At 42.5% G+C, this 16,990-nt stretch carries 9 protein-coding genes; all 9 read right to left on the reverse strand.

All coding sequences use genetic code 11. The features are described 5' to 3' along the window. Positions 1–19 precede the first annotated feature (19 nt). Positions 20–3,142, reverse strand: coding sequence for a DUF6298 domain-containing protein (locus JL001_RS04205; protein ID WP_200974912.1), 3,123 nt, complete (start codon positions 3,140–3,142; stop codon positions 20–22). A gap of 29 nt (positions 3,143–3,171) precedes the next feature. Further along, positions 3,172–3,831 carry a DUF3826 domain-containing protein gene (locus JL001_RS04210; RefSeq protein WP_200974913.1) on the reverse strand — a complete coding sequence of 220 codons (660 nt, stop codon included), beginning with the start codon at positions 3,829–3,831 and terminating at the stop codon, positions 3,172–3,174. A gap of 99 nt (positions 3,832–3,930) precedes the next feature. Then, entirely contained in the window at positions 3,931–5,652 is a 1,722-nt protein-coding gene (locus JL001_RS04215) for a polysaccharide lyase (RefSeq protein ID WP_200974914.1), read from the reverse strand. 510 nt (positions 5,653–6,162) lie between these two features. Next, positions 6,163–7,860, reverse strand: a complete 1,698-nt coding sequence (locus tag JL001_RS04220; RefSeq protein WP_200980293.1) for a polysaccharide lyase — start codon at positions 7,858–7,860, stop codon at positions 6,163–6,165. Between the two features lie 364 nt (positions 7,861–8,224). After that, positions 8,225–10,222, reverse strand: a complete 1,998-nt coding sequence (locus JL001_RS04225; RefSeq protein WP_200974915.1) for a RagB/SusD family nutrient uptake outer membrane protein — start codon at positions 10,220–10,222, stop codon at positions 8,225–8,227. A 31-nt stretch (positions 10,223–10,253) separates the two neighbouring features. Continuing rightward, positions 10,254–13,757 (reverse strand): TonB-dependent receptor, encoded by a 3,504-nt coding sequence (locus tag JL001_RS04230; protein ID WP_200974916.1) that lies wholly within the window; start codon positions 13,755–13,757, stop codon positions 10,254–10,256. Positions 13,758–13,884: 127 nt separating this feature from the next. Continuing rightward, on the reverse strand, positions 13,885–14,946 hold the full coding sequence (locus JL001_RS04235) for a FecR family protein (RefSeq protein ID WP_200974917.1): 1,062 nt from the start codon (positions 14,944–14,946) through the stop codon (positions 13,885–13,887). 155 nt (positions 14,947–15,101) lie between these two features. Beyond that, complete coding sequence (locus JL001_RS04240; RefSeq protein ID WP_200974918.1) at positions 15,102–15,674, reverse strand: RNA polymerase sigma factor; 573 nt, start codon at positions 15,672–15,674, stop codon at positions 15,102–15,104. Positions 15,675–15,892: 218 nt separating this feature from the next. Beyond that, entirely contained in the window at positions 15,893–16,978 is a 1,086-nt protein-coding gene (gene pelA, locus JL001_RS04245; RefSeq protein WP_200974919.1) for a pectate lyase, read from the reverse strand. Between the last annotated feature and the right edge of the window lie 12 nt (positions 16,979–16,990).

Here is a 16,990-nt window from a genome sequence, read left to right on the forward strand (position 1 = left end):
AACCAAATCCAGTTATTTGTCACCTTTTAACCCAAATCACCCACTCCCCTTCACTAGGCATTTGAATTGTTTGCCGCTGTCCGGTTTTTACTTTTTCGGTATGTATAATTGATCCGGTGCGGGGTTGAATGATCAAAGCTTCAACTTTTCCTTTTAGCTTGGATAAGTCAATTTCTACATTGTCGGTTTTACTATAGATCAGTATTTCTCCATCATCATTGGCCATAATTTTTTGAATGGCACTTGCTGACAAAGGCTTCATAGTCCCAAGACTTTCTTTCCAGTCTATATGTTGGACTGTGGGCAAATTAGGCAAGGAGCCTCCGGCAAAAAGCACAACCCATCCCATCCTGCTTCCAGCAGGTGTGGAGTAAATTACCGCCTTTTCAGGAAATTGTTTCCGGTACCTCATAACGCCCTCATAAACGGCTTCAGGAGTCTCTTTGCCTTGTTCCATTTTTCGTGCATGCTGTCTGGGAGCCATGTGCTTGCCTCCTAAAGGCGTATAATCTCCGTCCTCTGCGGGATGCCAATAACGGATATCAATCACCTCCACCAATTTACTTCTGATGGGGTCAGCCAAAATTGAATCCTGAACATCCTTGGTTGCACTCAAAGCAATCAATGCATCTTTTCCGGTAGTTTTTTCCCACTCTGCAACCACATCCAGCCAAAACTCCATAAAGTGTAGAGGCCCTGTATATTCTGCACTGGTAAACTGCAAGACATTGCTGTTGTCCGCAAAATTATTCAGACATTGCCAGATGAATTTTCTATGGAGCTCCCTTCTACTTTCATGGCTAATGTCATAAAACTGTTCATCCAGAAAAATCCGCTTGTCCCCTGCATAGGGAGGTGGTTCGGGAAAACCTGTTTGGTTGATATTATTGGCAGGGCGCCAAGGAGAATCTGCCCAGTGAGCTCCTGCTTCGAGAATATTGTGTTGAAAATAGTTTTGGTGCAGTAGCAGAATGCCTTCTTGCTCTGCCAAATCTGCAAACTCAGCCAACCTGCTCCAATAAAAATAACTGTACTTCGTCAAATCATACTTACTTAGCCGGTCCCAAGCTTCTCCCTTTCCACTTCTGGCGAAAGGCTGTTCATAAAAAGGAGGCCAAACGTCAGGGTCTATCCTTCGTACCCGCTCGTGATCATCCCTCCTTCGGTCGTACCAAAGGCCATAATTGTGATCTAAAGCCACCGCTCCACTTTCTTTCATTGACTGCACCACCTCAGGGATCAAATCCGTATATCCTTTTCCATACCTGCCAGGCACAAATCGGGTCACATGTATTTGGGAAGAGGCAATGTCTCTAGGCCGCAAACTCCCCCTCCACCATTGTACATTTTGGGCTTTTCCTGTAATAAGCTTTCCATCCCAAGTCAAAAGTCCATTGTCTATCTTTACCCTTGGAGCAAGTTGCTTTTCTAGATTAACGGGTTCAATATCCAGTGATTCGTACCGATTAGCCCCATCCGTAATCAAGGAGATAGGGTTTCGTTCAGAAGCTTGACTGATCCATTGCTCCATGGTAAGCAAGTCTTCTCTGGCCAATACTGTTAATTCTCTCGCTTGCTCCAAAGTTGGGCTGGTACTTGGTTCTGTCCCCAAAGGCAAAAGCTGTGGATCCATAGGCAATTCACCCAAGCGGTCTTTCAATTGCGCATAAAATAAACTTCTCGGATTGACGTGGTTATTGGTCTCGACCCAGTGCCCATCCCCTTCAAATTGTGCCCAAGCGCCAAATGCCCAATTTTGGGCAGTAGGAGGGCTGTAATTTTTGATCAGTGATGCATCGCACTGCCAGAGCACGCTGTTGGCGGCAGTCCATCCAGCACCTTGGCCAGCTTGCATCCTGTTGCTCAGCGCAATCGCCTCTCCATCTATTCTCACAATGTCAAAAAGTACTCCAGAAGCCCACCCTTGCTGCGCTCCGCTAAAGCTAAATGGCAAGTATGCCTTGCATTGGACAAAAGCATTGGGACCCGCTACAGCTAATCCAGTACTGAAGTCATGATAACCATACTCCGAATAACAACGCTGAAAAAGCGTCTGTTGCCCTTCTGTAAAAAAGGTGTTACGGCGTGCTCCTGCTACCTCAGAAACAGGGTCAAATGATTGGCAATCTTCTACCGTTACCCTTCTACCAGTTTTATATATTGCTACAGCAGAGCCAGCAAAATGACGAAAATTGACCTGTCTAACCCAAGCATCTTGAATACTCTCCAAGGAAATCGCAGACCAACGGTGATCCTCGTCCTTTGTATTTACTTCGTCAAAAGTGGATTGCAAGGTCAAATTTTCTATCCCCACATTTTCAATTCGCCCAGGCCACTGATAGGTTACCAAATATCCCCCTCCGTACTTTTGGTCCAGGCTATTGGTGATTGGAACATCTAATCTCAATTTACCATCCGCGCTGTTTTCCACTATTCTGTCCCAATACAGGTTGTGCCCTCCGGGCCTCCATCCGATCCAACCTGTTTCGCCACCAAATTCATTCATCTTCAATTCGTCGATCCATTCCAGGGTAGATGGCCTGACCACCATAACAGCACTCCCTGACTGGACATTCCCCTCCACCGCCATTTCAGATGCATTTATGGGCACATAGGAATTCTTTATTTTCAAGGTATCTCCAAAAATCCTGTCATCTTTGCCCAAAAGTCGAATAAGGGTTTCCCTGGTCTTGCCGGTCCCCAACAACACAGTCCCATTCTCACCTGTACCGCTTCCCCTTAAGATCACTCCAGATTGGTTGATCTGTAGTTGTCCAGCTACTTCAAAAAGCCCTTCTTCCAATAAAACAGCCCCTCTAAAGCCATTTTCATCAATCGGCAACTGGCCCACATAGTCCAAAGCAGATTGAATCTTTTGAGTAAAATCACCTTTTCCGGGGGAAATGACCATTTTTACAGGAACTAAAGGAATCTCCTTTTCACTGGCTTTGTAACCACAATAAGAAAAGTCAGGAATCCGATCACCATTTTCAGCTATTTCATAATGAAGCTTTCCGTCTTTATAATTAATTGGGTTTTCATCCTGCCGGCCAAACACCACCTGACTCCAAAAAATCAATAAGGTGAATACAACAAAATTCGGGAAAACAAACTTCCCCGAACTTTGAAAATTAAACCCCATATAACTATGTATTAACATATTTCTTTCCTTTACTGATTGCTTGCTGCCTTTTTCCGTTCAAACATTTCTTTTTCTGCTTGCTTCAAGTCAACTCCCAAATCCGAAAGGTAATTATTGATCCTTCCTTTATACTTTCCGAACCAAGCATGTTTTGCATGGGAGGAACCTGCATCCATCGCATGTTCTCTGGCCTCTGCTAGCCAATCCCATATTTTGTCCTGCTGCTCTGTGGTCAAGTTGGGCACCATTTCTTGATAAACCTTAAAAGTATTAGGTGCCACATTATAGGTCATTCCATTTTTTACCGCCTCTACCTGTTCATCCGTCAATTCAGAGGACAATTGGGCAAGGTATTTTTTGTGCAGCTTATCCATGGATTTACTGGCTTTTTTCTCCGCTTTCTGAATTTGCTTTTGCTGTTTTTCTCCCTCAAGATTTTCTTTGGCGGCCTCGATCTTTTTATCACGCTCATCATGAATCAGGCTGAGGTTCCTGTATTGCGCTGCAATATAGCCAGTCACTTTATCCGCTTTCTCTGGGCTTTGAATGCCCATATTATCCACGATCTTTCGCGCCCGCTCATTGGTTACTTTGACGTATTCAGAATCAAAGTTTTGGGCATGGGTAAAACTGATGATGCCTACCATGATCAATGTGGTTACAAATAGGGATTTTATGTTATTTTTCATTGTTGCTCTTTTTTTAATTTCGATTTTCCCATTATTATTCACGAGGGAATACTCAATTCAACTCCTAAATTAAGAATGACATCTGCTGAGTAAAACTCGCTATTGCTGCAATAATCCGCCTTCCCTTTTGGCCAACTCCAGCAAAGTATCCTTATTATTTTCCCATTTCGTCCAATCTACTTTATTGCTTGGGTCAATTCCGTTGAGGTACTTTTCCAAATTGGTATATCCATCCCCATTGAGGTCTCTATTGGCGTCCGAAGGATCATTGGGGTCTAATCCATACTTTATTTCCCATGCATCCGGAATTCCGTCACCATCACTCTCTTGGTAGGCTTTTCCTTGGTATTCAGGATAGCCTCCTACCTGATCAGGGTGCATGATAATTCCTTTTTTGTAAGAATCTGCCGGAAGTCTTCGGTGGATAAACTCTTGGCCAATTTCCACCTCCAAACCTTCTTTCGCATTGATTTCTCCAGTTCTTACCTGCTGGACTATCCTCTGATCCACAGCGTCTCTCTTAGGCAAAACAGCTCCTGCATTTTCCAGCACGAAATCATAAGCTTCCTTGGCTGACATGATACTTAGTGGAGCCATCTCAAAGGGTTTGGTTTGACGCATATAGGCAAAGTGTACCTCACGCTCTTCCTGGCTTAGGTCCCCAGGCTGTACGCCTCCGTTCCAGTTGTCTGCAGATACAGTAGGGTTTCCCTCTACAAAATTGCCTTCAACATAGGCCCGCCCAAAAGTCTTCGGATCCAAATAGCCAGATTCCGGCTTGATAATCCTGTAACTGATCGGCTCTCCTTCTGGGGTAATCGGCCCTGGCTTGTAATAATTGTTGATGATGTTAAAAAGGGAACGATAATCTCCCCCATCCACTGAGCGGTTCCACCAATTGAAGAGCACATTGTTCACAAAAGTGAAATCCCCGTACATTCCCACTGAGGGGTTTCTGGAAATATTATTGGCCCAAAGATTTCTGATGAAAGTACTGTTCAAACCTCCTATTGTACTCCCAAAAGCATGGTTATAGGTGTCCAAGCCTTCAGAGGAAATGGTATTTTGAATGGTAATGTTGGTCGTCGGTAATTTCTCTCTTTTGGAGTTTTCATTGGCTGTAAACATATTTCGGTACATGGAAATATTTTCATCCAAACCCCAACTCACGGAACAATGATCAATGATTACATTGCCCATAGGATCACCGCTTAAGGCATCATCTCTTCTGGTTACATCTGTGGCTCCTCTTCGGAAGCGCATGTGACGGATGATAACATCATGGGTATCCACCGCAAAAGTCTCTCCAGCCACACAAACCCCATCTCCAGGTGCTGTCTGTCCTGCGATGGTCACATAGGGAGCCCTGACACTGATTGGTTTTTCCAATTGGATGATTCCAGCTACATTAAACACAATGGTTCTCGCTCCTCCTGCTTCACAGGCTTCCCGGAGCGTACCGGGTCCACTGTCCGCAAGGCTGGTCACCACATACACTTTTCCTCCTCTACCTCCAGGAGTATAAGCCCCTCCCCCTTCTGCACCAGGAAAAGCAGGGATATCTGCTTTCATAAAATCTTTGGGATAAGAAGCCCAGCGCAAATAGGGTCTACCTTGGCTCGCTTCCTTTTGGATGGTTGGGTAAATATCTTTCCAAACTGCCTCTAACCTGGCTTCTTCCAAAGCCATGATTGAGTCTGTTTTGGCCTGCATAGCAGGGGGTATTTCAGGATATTGGGCAAAGGCTTGGAGACTTAAAAAGACGGTAAGTATTCCAAGTCCCAACCGCTTTTGCCACAGTGACTTCTTGTTCGAAAACATGGTCAGTTAATTTAGGTTCTATGGAGCTGTAAAATTATTCCAGCCTTCATTGTTAATTTCTAAAGCCTTAAAGTAAGTCCTCAGGCTGATTGCGCATATAGCCTGGGACTCACCTTAAATTGCTTATGTAAAGTTAGTTACTAAAGGTAGAGAACCTTCCTGAACTATCCTGCTGAAAGTCCTTTTAGCAGGTCGAATAGGGATTTCAGTCTTCCGAAGTGGGATATGTTTTGGTTGGAGAAAATATAAATCCAGAGGAATGGGTAGGAGTTGCTTTTCAAAAAAATCCTGTGATCCCTCTCATCATTAAAAAGTAAGCCAAGGATATTTTTCTTATTGATTTTTTGAACCGTATGCGCCGTTCAATCCCAAAAGTGTCAGCCTTCGATGGGATCGAAATTTACCCAATTTCTCTTTTGAAGCCCTAGAGTAAGTTAAATAGAAAAGGCTTCGACAAGCTCATCTTCCCAATCGGGAAAATCAACTCTTCGAAGCCTCTTCTAAAGTATTTTATTTACCTAATCCATTTTCCGATAAGGTATCATGGTTATTGGCCAAGTCCCTCCAGTTTGTTTGGACAGATGGATCAATACCATTGATGTACATTTCAATATTGGTATAGCCATCATGATTGAGGTCGCCATTTGCATCTGACGGATCATTTGGATCCAAACCATGCTTTTTCTCCCAAGCATCTGGCATGCCATCGCCATCAGTATCTGTGTATGGTTTACCTTTGTATTCAGGATAGCCACCTACTTGGGAAATATCTGTGATAATGCCCATTTTATAGGCATCCCTTGGTAATCTCCTGTGTTCAAACTGGTAATAATCTTCTGGGTTGAGTCCCTTGACATATTCTGGCTTACCTGTTTTGACAGTTCGAATCACCCTTTCATCTACCGGATCTCTTTTGGGTAAAGTCGCACCGGCATTTTCCAACACATAAGCATAGGCCTTTTCTGCTGGCAAAATGGTCATTTCAGGCATAGGGAAAGGTGTATTGGATTTGATTCTGGGGAAATAATACTTGGCATCTTCCAAACTCATCTCTCCTTTTTTTCCATTCAACTGTACGCCACCTTCCCAATTATTGGCTGATACTTGGTCAAAGCCTTCTACCACATTTCCTGTGATATGCGCCCTTCCCCACACAAGTGTATCCAACCGGGAAAGCACCGCATCAGGTCGCAAAATTCGGTAAGCAATAGGTTCATCTTTCGGGGTTATGGGCCCTGGCTTGTAATAGTTGCTCACAATATTATACTTGGCCATATAATCCCCACCATCTGTGGTTCTATGGCTCCAGTTGAACACCACATTGTTCACAAAATTAAAAATCCCATTCCAGCCAATAGAAGGGTTTCTTCCGGCATTATTGGCCCAGAGATTCCTCATAAAAGAACAGTTTTCACCTCCTAGAGTACTCCCTAAAGAATGATTATAAGTATCTAAAGCTTCAGAGAAAATACTGTTTTGGATAGTGATGTTCACTGTCCCTCTTTTTTCTTCTTTATAGTCCCCACCCGGACTGTACATATGTCGGTAAATGGACATGTTTTCATCCAAACCCCAGCTTGCTGAAACATGGTCGATCATGATATTCCCTACCGGATTGCCACCAATCGCGTCATCTCTCCGACCTACAAAAGTTTCTCCTCTCCTGAAGCGCATATGTCTGATCACTACATCATGGGTATCGACCCATACAGACTCTCCAGCCACGCAAACGCCATCTCCGGGAGCTGTCTGCCCTGCAATGGTCACATAAGGAGCCCTGATGATCAAAGGGGATTTCAAGCGAATAATCCCAGCTACATTGAAGACAATGATTCTGGCTCCTCCAGTTTCGCAGGCTTCCCTGAACGTACCTGGTCCTCTATCATCTAAACTGGTCACTGTGATGACCTTTCCTCCACGTCCACCAAAGCTGTACATCCCACCTCCTTCTGCTCCTGGAAATGCGGGGATAGCTGCCTGAGGCAAATCTGTCGGTCTAAAAGCCCAGGGAACATAAGGTTTGCCAGCTTCCATTTCGGCCAACACTATTGGCCAGGCTTCTTCCCATGCTGCATCGGATAGCTTTTGATTGGCAGACATGATAGAGTCTGATTTTGCCCTGGCTTCTGCAGGTACTTTTGGATATTGGGCAAAGGCTGTCGATACTGTTGCCAAGCCCAAGGCTATTGTTAATAATCCTTTGATCATTTTGGTTACGGTAATTTTATAGTTGTAAAACACGGTTTGAGTGTATGACATCAATTTATTATTTAATCATTTGACCATCACTATACATCAAACTGGACTGGGATAAGAGAAGGATGATCCGGGATGTTATGTGGTTAAGGAGGAGGCTTATAATCCAACAAAAGAGATATAGGAAACCATTAAAACTCACCTGGCTTATCCTTTCTTGAATCCCAACATGCTATCATCAGTAATAAAGACCATCTCTTTGTAATTTTCAATCCTCCACCTTTCAGTTTCTTAATGCACAAAGCAAAAAACCTTCCCTTCAAACCAAATTTCTGGCGAGGGAAGGCTTTCTTTATATCAAACCATTATTATTCTTTTATTCTGCCAATGGATCAAAAGTGCCATCCCCATTCATACTGTTCCAGCCTACTGTTTGCTGTAAATATGGGGAGGTACTAAGCACGTCCTCATTGAGGCCAAAGAAATAATACTCTGGGTACCAATGGAAGGTCCAATTGTCATTTGTAGGATCCAAATCATCCTTAATCTGCACCTCAAAGTAATTGTCATATAAGTAATCCAGGTACTCCTCTTCCGTCTCTATACCATCAGGATAAGACTCTGGAGACCTGTCAATAACAATGGCATTTCCATCTTCGTCTGCGATCATTGGATCTGCACTGCCTGCGTAGGACTGACCTGCTCCATCTTTGACCACCACGTAAATACCCATTCTTCTCATGCCATGGATAGACTCAAGGCCCAAACGTTGTGCAGTGCCATAAGTGTCATCCATTAACAACCATCTTCTCAAATCCCAAAACCTTCTTCCCTCGAATGCGAATTCCACTTTTCTTTCTTCCAATACCTTCGCAAAAGCCTGGTCTCGACCTAATCCACTACCCAATCCATAGGTACCATCTAAATTTTCTACTCCCGCTCTTTCACGAATTTCCATGATGGCATTTAATCCTTCTTGAATATTGCCGATACCTATGGCTGCTTCAGCGATATCCAACACCACTTCAGCAAATCTGATTTCCATGATGTCAGTACCACTAACGGTAAAGTTATCCTCACTCGAAGCATTCGGATTATTCTGCTTTCTCATATAAATGCCACTGGCATTGGCACCTTGTGTCTCTGTTGTTTTGCTAGGCGTTTGATCACCTGAATTGTTGTACCATCTGTAAGACCAATGTCTGTAATTTTCATCTTCACGGTATGGCCATAAGCCACCATTGAAAACAAATGTTTTATAAAACCTCGGATCCCTATTTCTATAAAAATGGTTGAGGTCATATTCATAATTAGGAGACTCTCCGATTGGTCTTCCGTCGGCCATAGGAAAAGAATTCACCAATTGGATGGTAGGTTCCATTCTACCACCACCGCCAAGATTTCTTGGGCGGCAGGCATTTTCCCAACCATTGTTTTTTCTTGTCTGGTCAGAAGTACTGTTATTGAAACCATAAATCATTACGGCTTCTGGGTTGCCCACTTCTTCAAACCACATATTTTCCCAAGCTTCTCCATCTTCAAGGTTTCCTTCCATGTAAAGTCCAAACCCATTGGATTCCAGTAAATTTCTAGCTGCGGTGGCTGCATCATAGGCCCTCTGCCACCTGGACTGATCATCAGCACGGTTAAACAAAGGACTCGCCCAAGCAATCAACACACGGCTTTTGAAAGCTGCTGCTGCTCCACTGGTGATACGTCCCCAGTCTTCATTTGGCCATCTTCCAGGCAATAAGTCCATCGCCATATCCAAATCTGCCACAATCTGCTCAATACAGGCACTGGTAGAACTTCTTGGTACCTCAGTTTCTTCGGCATCAGCAATGATCGGATTCTGAGGTTCCAACACCAATGGTACCCCACCGTACAACTTCACCAAATCAAAATACTGCCAAGCTCTCCAAAAATACATTTGGCCTTTTAGCTCATTTCTTACTTCTTCTGGCAGACCATGCTGATCAATTTCTTCCAAGAAAATATTGATCTGCTTCATTCTGGTCCAAGTATTATTTCTAATGCTGGTGCTCATGCGCTCGCCAAAGTACTCCAAGGCATGGTCTTCTGTATAAGAAATTTGAGCATACTCTTGATTGATAGCACTTCTCCCTGGCATCTCATCAGTATTCTTGGAGAATTCAAAACCCCCATAAAGGTCCCAAATCAAATTTCTACCATTATTGCCTGGTGAGAAAAGGTAGTATATATAATCCACATAGGCTTGTGCCATATTTGGATCCTGAAATACCTCTTCATTCACCCCTGTCAAATCAGATTTCTCTTCCAAGAAATCATCATTACATGCGGACAGCACCAAAAACACCAGTGCCAAACTCCATATATTTTTAATCTTTTTCATATCTGTCGAATATTTCGGGTTTCAAATAAGCTTATAAAGAAAGGTTCAGGCCCAAAGAATAGGTTCTCAACACAGGGTAACTGTCCCAAGATCCTCCCACGGAGCTTTTGTACCCATAAGGATTGTAGAAACTCACTGGGTTTAGCACGGTAAGAAACGCCCTTGCATTACTGATCTTAAGCTTATCAGCGATGTGTTTCGGTATGCTATAGCTTACGTTTATGTTTCTGATAAACATTCTGAAACTATTGATTCTCCAAAATTCTGATCTAGGCGTCAAGCTGATATCGCCCCAGTATGGATTTGGAAACTCACCATTAGGGTTCAAGTCTGGATCATAGATGTCTCCCCAGTAAGCTGGTACACTTTGATAGGTTCTGCTAATATTTTGATGCAAAGCTTTTCTAGCGTCATACTCATACCATCCGCCCCACTGCGTGGAAATCACCGCATTTAAATTGAAGCCTTTATAGCCTAGTTTTAAAGTGGTACCAATACCTTGACTTGCATTTGGTTTCTCCAATTGAACTTGATCATTCTCATCAATGATGCCATCAGGTCCTGCAAAAGTACCATCTGCCTGTAATGGCCCCCTGATATCTCTGTAATAAAGCATTCCAGGCTTCAAGTCATCTGCTACTGTACCAAAGACCTGTTGGATATCATATTGCTCTACATAAGCATCAATGTCCGATTGTGTTTTGAACATCCCTAGGTAATCATAACCCCAAGTTCCTAAATCTGTCGGCTGACCTGCACTTGGTCTCCATGGGTACATCTCATCCACATCATTGAAATTACCCACAATAACTTTGTTATTGGCCCTGCCATATCGCATATCAATACCATACCTGAAAGCTCCTTTGCTGTCACTCCAGCCTAAGCCAAGTTCAAAACCATAATAATTGATTTCTCCAAAGTTCTCGGCAGCCACCGTGCCACCTACCGTCACAGGTACATTTCCTGTTCTTTCCATCAACTTATTGGTTTCCTTATTGTAGTAAGCTTCAACCACCGCCGATAGTCGCTCATCCAAAAATCTTGCGTCAACACCGAAGTTATTTTTAAATTCATCACTCCAGGTGGCATCTCTGTTAGGAGAAGCTTCCATCTTCATACCTGTAGATGAATCAGAGTTGCCTCCAAAAACTCCTCCTTTTCCATTTTGGAAAGTATAACGCTGTCTCCACTGCCATGCCCTCATCTCATCTCTACCCAACATACCGGCAGAGTACCTTACTTTTAAGAAGTCAATCCATGAAGAATTGAAGAAGTTTTCCTTTGAAATGATCCATCCAGCAGAAAGAGAGTAAAACTTACCCCAGTAATTTTCTGGCGCAAACTTGGTGGAGGCATCTGATCGGAATAAAAATTCCGCTAAATACTTATCTGCATAGCTGTAATTCAGCCTGCCTACATAACCCATTGAACCTGATTCTGAACCTGTAGTTCTTCCATCAATATTTCCAAAGGCAGTACTAAATTGTCCATTGGTAAAACTGGTAGGTTCTTCTTTCCAAACATCTTCCTGAGAAGACTCCGCTTCAGCCCTCTCTATACTGAAAAGGCCACTTACACTATGCAAGCCAAAGTCATTGGCATAGTTCAGGGTAAAGTTGGTCTGTGTGGAGAGGAAGTTTTGATTGGAATAGTAAAGTCTATCTCCATTTTTATATTCTCGGCTGGAGCTTACTTCTGCCCCATCATAGATGTGGCCATTCTCACCCAATCGATCAAATTCATAAAGCATATACCTTGTTCCTACTTGAGTACCTCTTCCACTCCCCATATTTCTACCATAGGAGACCCTTGCTTTTAAGCCTTCCAAGAATGGCATTTCATATTCGGCGTATAAATTGACACTCATATTCTGGTCCCGATTGGTAGCCAGGTTATTCAATTCCTGAATTTCATAATAATGATATTGGGCCAAGGAACTTGTACCTGGAATTCTTACTGCATTACCATTTACATAAGGAGGAATATAGCGAGGAGCCAATAAGAGGTTTCTGTAATCGTTCTCATCATTTTCCCCTCCTATTTTATTAAAAGTCTTGGTTCGGTCGGAATAATAACCAGCTACTTGTAACCCTGCTTTTAAATTTTCCATTACTTCAATGTCAGCTCCAGCCCTGAAGTTCCATCGATCATAGTCCAAGGTACTTAGGTTACCATCTTGGGTAAAATAAGAAGCACTGGCAAAATAGCTGGCTTTGGCCGTGCCGCCGCTAACATTCAAGTTGTGTCTCTGTGTAGAAGCTGAAGACCAAGCATCCTCCAACCAATCATAATCGATTGTTCTGAAATAGTCCAGTTCATCCTGGGAGAAAAATCGATCACTGTCGTCAGCATTGGCATCAGCGCCGTAAGGACCATTCATGATGTTATAGTACATACCAAAATCATATGCACTGAGCATCTTGGTTCTATAAGCTTCATCATTCACCCCATATGAGCCACTATAGCTGAACCTAGGCTTGCCATCTCCACCTCTTTTGGTAGTGACAATAATGGCTCCATTCGCTCCCCTGGAACCATAAATGGCAGCAGAAGCATCTTTCAAGAAGGAAATACTTTCGATTTCCGCTGGATCCAAGTTGTTAAACCTTGTGGCGTCATTGCTTCCATCTGCTGCAATTTGGATGATTCCGTCAATGACATAAAGTGGAGCTGTACTGTTTCCATCCTTAGCCAAAGATTCTGGATTTCTCAATCGGATAGAAGCCTGAGAACCTGGACGCGTATTTCCACCACTTACTCCAACACCTAGCACCCTTCCGGCTAATGCAGAACTGATATCTCCAGTAGGAAGGTCTTCTATTTCTGACGCATCAATGGTCTCCACCGCGCCAGTCAAATGAGACTTTTTCAACTCTCCATAACCTACCACAACGACCTCTTCTAGGGAGTTATCATCCAACACCAAAGTCACATCAATGGTACTTTGATTATCTACTACCACTTGCTTCTTTTCAAATCCTATAAAGGAAAACTGTAGTGTTGCTCCTTCATCTGCATCAATGGAATAGTTTCCGTCTGCATCTGTTACCGTACCTTTATTGGTACCTAAAATGGTAACTGCTGCCCCTGGAAGTGGCTCACCGTCTTCATCGATTACCTTTCCAGTAATCGTTACCCTGGCTACTGCCTTGATCACTTGTGGCGTATTTTGTTGAGCAGATTTGACGCTGATTCGGTCATTTACCTGCTGAAAAGAAAGCCCATGGGAAGCAGCCACCTGATATAGTATTTTCTCTAGTGACTCATTTTTTGCTTGAAGACTTACAGGTGGTTTTTGGTTTACCACGCTTTTGTCATAGACAAATGAAAAATCTGTTTTTTGTTTCAATACTGAAAAAAGTTCTTCCAAGGAGGCATCCTGTAAACTCAGGGACACCATTACTTCCTTCAGGTCCTTAGGACTTTGGCTTTCTAAGCCATTGGCATGCAGTGTACCCAGAAAGAATACCTGCAATACAAGCCCGATCAAGCAAAACCTGCCGACTTTGTAAAGGCTGTATAAATGTTTTTTCATAATCATTGGTCTTTTGGTTAATTGTTAATTCACTTTTCAGCTTTTGGTCTCTGAAAACCAATGCTGAAACAGTTGTTCATTGGATACTAATTGTTGTTTTGGGTTAGGTTATCATACTGACTAAATGCTAGTTAAACTCGATAAAAACTTGTTTCTCTTGGATCTCAAAATCAAAATGAAATGAATAGGCAATGCTTCTAAGCACATTTTCCAGGTTGTCCTTATGGAACTCTCCTGAAACCTTATTTGAAGAAGACGAGGCTCCTTCTACTGCGATCTCCACTCCGTACCATCTTTCCAAAGAGGTAACTACCTCCTGAAAAGGAATATCATCAAAGGTCAAAATTCCTTCTGTCCACAAGAGCGCTTTCTCCATATCAAATTTTCCTTTGACAAAAGCTTCTTGGGTAACATAGGCTTGCTCTCCTTGCGTCAAAAAAAACCTGTCCTTTTCTGCCTCATTTTGTCTCTGTAGTTCTACTTTCACTTTCCCTTCTACCAATTTGACGCGGACTCCTTCTTCTGGAAAAGCTGTTACATTAAAGGCTGTTCCCACTGCTTCGGTCACCAAGTCTCCACTGTAAACCCTAAAGGGCAAAACAGTATCCTTGGCCACTTCAAAAAATGATTCTCCAGAAAGAAAAATGTCACGGTGGGTCTCACCAAAACCAGTTTGGTATTGTAACTCACTGGCTGAATTCATAATGACGATAGAGCCATCTGGTAAGCGCACTTTTTTCTTCTCACCTGGCAAAGCTTGTTTGCTGGTCCAAGCTATTTCAGCTTCTTGCAAATTTTCTTTTCCTAAGAAAATTCCACTGTTTCCGATAATCACCGCCCCTACTACCATTACCAAAAGGATCATAGAAACTTTCAGCCAAATAAAACGAGGTCTGTTGATAAAGTATTCCTCAGAGATTCTTGTGGTAGACTCATTATTTTCAGGGGTATCTATTTGGGAATTGATGACAGCCAATAAATCCATTTGACCTGACTCGCTCCAATCTTCTTCCTCTTCCTCCAAGGCCAATAAAATTTCCTTGGCTTCATATAACATGTCTGCTTTATCAGCATGGTCCTTAAGCCAAGTTTCCCAGAACAAGCTCCTCATCGCTCCTTTGCTGAACACCCAGCTGCGAAAAGAACTGTCTTCCAAAAAATCCTCTATATGTTCAAATTGTTTTTTCAAGTCTTCTTCCTTTATCTAACTATAAGGGGAGCGGACTTCTAAAATCTCATCAAGGTTTTGTGAAAAAAATTTGAATTTTATAGAATTTTTAAAATTTTCAATCAAATAGTAACTAAATCACAATGAAATTATTTGACCAATAAAAAAATAACAAACTATTTTGTCTGATATTGAACCTTATCCACCATAGTCCCTTTCAATAATTTGATGGACTTGAAGATCAAGTTATAAACTGACTCCACACTGATCCCCATCATCTTGGCGATTTCTTGGTTTCGTAAGTCAGCAAAATAGCGCAAATAAATGGCTTCTCTTTGACGTTCTGACAAGCTGTGTATGGCATTGTGAAGCCTTTGATTGGACTCTCTTTCACCTTGCTGCTTGATTAATCCTTCCAGATAAGATGCTTCCAATAGGGCTTCTGGTGAAAAGGCATCCATGGATTCTTGCTTACGCAAATTGGTAAGCCTTCGTATAATTTCTCTTCTAAAAGCGGTAAACAGGTAAAATTTTATGGATTCCTGAATTTGGGTGACCTTTCTTTTATTCCAAAGATCCAGATACACATCTTGGATCACATCTTCAATCACCTCTTTGGCCTCTGTAAATTTGCGACCATACCTGAACAAATCCTTCGCATACAATTTGAAAGAATAGCCGAAAGCCTTCCGATCATCCGCAGCAATCAGTATCCATAATTGACCGTCATTTAATCCTTCATAATTCATTGCTTTTGGGTTTTGTTTCAGATCTTCATTCCTCTACGCCACAATCTGATTACAGATCATCCAGCTTAGCTACCATTCCAAAAACTTATAGCCATTGGGTTTTAGTAGCATAAACAAAGTTACTTTTACCTCAAAAAAAACCTCCCTGTACTTACCTGCTGTCCTGATATTCTACCAGTTAAAATCACTTGTGGCCGTAAAAACCCTTCAACTAAATCTCAATCAATCCATTTTGATTTCCATTCGGGATAATCTTTATCTAACACCCTTTCGGCATAATTGCCCAAATAACTATAACCTACCCGACGCTCATATTCAATTTCGGAAAGGTCATATTTAATTTGGCTGTCCCTGCCTACAAAAATGGGCTTTTGAGTATTGAGCTCATAAAACCGAGCCCATAGAGGTCTTCCTTCAGGATCCTCAATAACTTGAAGATCATATCCTTTTTCCAAACGATCATCTTCGACTTTGATGATTCGCTTTCCTTCGATTTTATGCTCCTCCAACCAAGCCACAGCACTTGAAATAGACTTTTTCACCCTTTCATTCGGATCAGGAATTTTCATCAAGTATTTCAAGATGCCCACGCTTTCTGCCCCACTAAGCGAAGCCAATTCAAACGCCCTTGCCTTGGCGGGCTCCAAGCTGTCCTTGTAATGCTGAGCACACCAAATGGTTAACTCGCCATCCAGGACTACTTGCGTATCCAAGATGATCTCCAAACCTTTATCAACGGCCGCTTTGGCCTTTTTTCGGATGGACACTTTAACAAAATCATAGGGACCATTTCCTTCTGAAACATCCCAAAGTAAAGACATCACGCCAATCATGGCCCCATCATTATAAGTGATGTGTTCATAATATCCCTTCCGAATCGGATAGTACTGTGGCCAGCCCCCGTTCTCATATTGAGCCGCTAAGAGGTAATCTATTCCCCTCAAAAAAGCAGATTGGTACTTCTTTTCTTTGGTGGCATCATATACCAAAGCCAAAAAACGGAGTTGTGTAAATGTGGCACCATTGTCGATTGTCGTCCCCGAAGGTTCTGTTTTAGCCTTCAGTATTTCTTTCTGCTCTTCTTCTGAGAGCGTCTGGGCCATGTCAATATTTTTGTACCAACCGCCATTTTCATGTTGGTACAGCAAGACATTATCTGCAATTCTCTGGGCCTCATCACTACCATACCATGAAGTAGGTTGGCGAAGGATTTCCCCCCATCTAACCTGTTTTTCTGTTTGAGCAATAAGAGGCTGAATTAGAAGAGAAAAATTAATCAACAATAATAAGATAGATCGGCGCATGACAAATGGGTT

The organism is Echinicola sp. 20G, assembly GCF_015533855.1.
GTDB lineage: Bacteria > Bacteroidota > Bacteroidia > Cytophagales > Cyclobacteriaceae > Echinicola.

Bases quoted from the DNA above. Each gene is read 5' to 3' on its own strand.
- JL001_RS04220 (WP_200980293.1), bottom strand. From the start codon at position 7,860: ATGATCAAAGGATTATTAACAATAGCCTTGGGCTTGGCAACAGTATCG.
- JL001_RS04230 (WP_200974916.1), bottom strand. From the start codon at position 13,757: ATGAAAAAACATTTATACAGCCTTTACAAAGTCGGCAGGTTTTGCTTG.
- JL001_RS04215 (WP_200974914.1), bottom strand. From the start codon at position 5,652: ATGTTTTCGAACAAGAAGTCACTGTGGCAAAAGCGGTTGGGACTTGGA.
- JL001_RS04205 (WP_200974912.1), bottom strand. From the start codon at position 3,142: ATGGGGTTTAATTTTCAAAGTTCGGGGAAGTTTGTTTTCCCGAATTTT.
- pelA (WP_200974919.1), bottom strand. From the start codon at position 16,978: ATGCGCCGATCTATCTTATTATTGTTGATTAATTTTTCTCTTCTAATT.
- JL001_RS04225 (WP_200974915.1), bottom strand. From the start codon at position 10,222: ATGAAAAAGATTAAAAATATATGGAGTTTGGCACTGGTGTTTTTGGTG.
- JL001_RS04240 (WP_200974918.1), bottom strand. From the start codon at position 15,674: ATGAATTATGAAGGATTAAATGACGGTCAATTATGGATACTGATTGCT.
- JL001_RS04210 (WP_200974913.1), bottom strand. From the start codon at position 3,831: ATGAAAAATAACATAAAATCCCTATTTGTAACCACATTGATCATGGTA.